A 2,576-nucleotide genomic window follows, 5' to 3' on the forward strand; every position below is an offset into this window, starting at 1 on the left:
TCGGGCAGGGCGTCGGTCCAGCGGGTCTCCTCGACCTCGACCTCGATCACCCCTCGGGATCCTCGAGGTCGGCGGCGGGGCGGCGGGCGGCGGAGTCGGCGTCGTAGGCCCGGACGATGCGCTCGACCATGGCGTGGCGGACCACGTCCTGGGCCTCGAAGCGGATCACGCCCACGCCCTTCACGTCCTTGAGGATGCGCAGGGCGTGGGACAGGCCAGAGTCGCGGGGATTGAGCAGGTCGACCTGCGACGGGTCGCCGGTGACCACCATGCGCGCGCCTTCGCCCAGACGGGTCAGGACCATCTTCATCTGCAGCCGCGAGGTGTTCTGGGCCTCATCAACGATGACGAAGGCGTGGGCCAGCGTCCGGCCGCGCATGAAGGCGATCGGGGCGGCCTCGATCTCGCCCTTGTCGCGGCGGCGGCGCACGTCGTCGGGGCCGAGGATGTCGTTCAGCGCCTCCCAGATGGGGGCCAGGTAGGGGTCGACCTTCTCGTTCAGGTCGCCGGGCAGGAAGCCCAGCTTCTCGCCCGCCTCGACGGCGGGGCGGGTGATGACCAGCCGGTCCACCTGTCCCCGGCGCAGCAGGGAGGCCCCATAGGCGGCCGCGAGGAAGGTCTTGCCCGTGCCGGCCGGGCCGACGCCGAACGTCAGCTCGCAGTTGGCCAGCAGCGACAGATAGTTGGCCTGGGCGGCGGTCTTGGGCGCGATGGCCCCGCGCCGTCCGACCGGCAGGGCGATGGTGTCGGGCGCCACGCTCCCCTGCCCCGCCCGCGGCTGCGTCGCCGCGGCCCCGAGCGCGGTGCGCACGTCCGCCTCGGTGATCTCGGCCCCGGCGTCGGCGCGGTCGGCCAGCGTCTCTATGACCCGCTTGGCCTGCGACCGGTCGCGCGGCGAGCCGTTGATCGAGACCCCGCCGCCGGGCGTCTCGACCAGCACCTTGAACCGGTCCTCGATGAGCGCGAGGTGGCGGCTGCCGGGTCCGATGACGGCCCGCAGGGCGCCGTCGCCCAGGGCCAGGAACTCACTCTCGCGCGCCATCAGGCCGTCATCTCTCTCTCCATGTCGCCGACCGCCAGGCGATCAGGGCGTTGACCGGCCAACCGGCCCTTCAGCGAATTCTGCTGGCCGTGCTCAATCTCAACGGCAACGATCTGGCCGATCAGTTGATCCGCCCCGTCGACGTGAACCGACTGCAGCCAGGGCGAGCGGCCGATGGCCTGTCCCGCGTGACGGCCCGGCTTTTCGAACAGTACGTCGATTGTCTTGCCAGCCTGCGACATATTGAAGGCCGTCTGCTGCTCCCACAGCAGGGCCTGCAGCGCATGGAGCCGCTCGCGGGCCACTTCCGCCGAAACCTGCGCGCCCATGCCCGCGGCGGGCGTGCCCGGGCGGGGCGAATAGACGAAGGCGAAGGCCGAGGCGTAACCGACGCGCCGGACCAGATCCATCGTGTCCTCGAAGTCCCGGTCGCTCTCTCCCGGGAAGCCGACGATGAAGTCGCCGGACATGGCGATGTCCGGCCGGGCGGCGCGGATGCGGTCGATCAGTTCGAGATATTTCGCCCGTCCGTGCTTGCGGTTCATCAGCCGCAGGATCCGGTCCGAGCCCGACTGCACCGGCAGGTGCAGCCACGGCATCAAGGCGTCGAGCGCGCCGTGCGCCGCGATCAGCTCTTCCGACATGTCGTTCGGGTGGCTGGTCGTGTAGCGGATGCGCGCGACGCCCGGGATGTCGGCCAAGGCATGGGCCAGCCGGGCCAGGGTCGAAGGCGCGCCGTCCAGCCCCTCGCCGTCATAGGCGTTGACGTTCTGGCCCAGCAGGGTCAGCTCCCGCACCCCCTGCGCCGCCAGTTCGCGCGCCTCGGCCAGCACCGCCGCCACGGGCCGCGACCACTCGGCGCCGCGCGTATAGGGCACGACGCAGAAGGTGCAGAATTTGTCGCAACCCTCCTGCACCGTCAGGAAGGCTGTCGGTCCGTCGACGCCGCGCGCCTTTGGCAGGGCGTCGAACTTGTCGACGGGCGCGAAGTCCGCCCCGATCCGCTCGCCCCGCGCCCGCGCCGTGCGCGCCAAAAGCTCGGGGAGCTGGTGATAGGCCTGCGGTCCCACGACCAGATCGACCGCCGGCTGCCGCCGCATGATCTCCTCGCCCTCGGCCTGGGCCACGCAGCCGGCCACGGCGATGGTCAGGGCCCCCTGCCCCGCCGCCGCCCGGCCCTCCTTCATCTCGCGCAGCTTGCCGAGCTCGGAATAGACCTTCTCGGCCGCCTTCTCGCGGATGTGGCAGGTGTTCAGGATGACGAAGTCTGCGTCCTCGGCCGTGTCCGTGGCGGCATAGCCCAGCGGGCGCAGCACGTCGGCCATCCGCTCGGAGTCATAGACGTTCATCTGGCAGCCGTAGGTCTTGATGAACAACCGCTTCCGCGGCGGCTCGACCTTTGGCGTGGTCAGGGTCTCGGTCATAGGATGTGTCTAGTCCGCCACGGCGGGTTCCGCCACCGGAGCCGCGGCAAGAGCCGTCAGCTATCGATAGCGTCCACGTCGACGCGGGCGGCGTTGCGGTGGAAGATCAG

The 2,576-nt window shown here is 70.7% G+C and carries 2 protein-coding genes; both read right to left on the reverse strand.

The annotated features are described in order from the left end of the window. Positions 1–46: 46 nt before the first annotated feature. Positions 47–1,042: a PhoH family protein gene (locus tag VGB60_RS12830; RefSeq protein WP_331038638.1), complete on the reverse strand. Its 996-nt coding sequence runs from the start codon at positions 1,040–1,042 to the stop codon at positions 47–49. Further along, complete coding sequence (gene miaB, locus VGB60_RS12835) at positions 1,042–2,466, reverse strand: tRNA (N6-isopentenyl adenosine(37)-C2)-methylthiotransferase MiaB (protein WP_331038639.1); 1,425 nt, start codon at positions 2,464–2,466, stop codon at positions 1,042–1,044. Before miaB ends, VGB60_RS12830 begins: the two co-directional genes overlap by 1 nt. Positions 2,467–2,576 lie beyond the last annotated feature (110 nt).

Origin of the sequence: Brevundimonas sp., from assembly GCF_036399195.1 — a bacterium.
GTDB lineage: Bacteria > Pseudomonadota > Alphaproteobacteria > Caulobacterales > Caulobacteraceae > Brevundimonas.

What these genes read in the sequence shown, in the direction of transcription:
- VGB60_RS12830 (WP_331038638.1), bottom strand. Translation starts at nt 1,042, where the DNA reads ATGGCGCGCGAGAGTGAGTTCCTGGCCCTGGGCGACGGCGCCCTGCGG.
- miaB (WP_331038639.1), bottom strand. Translation starts at nt 2,466, where the DNA reads ATGACCGAGACCCTGACCACGCCAAAGGTCGAGCCGCCGCGGAAGCGG.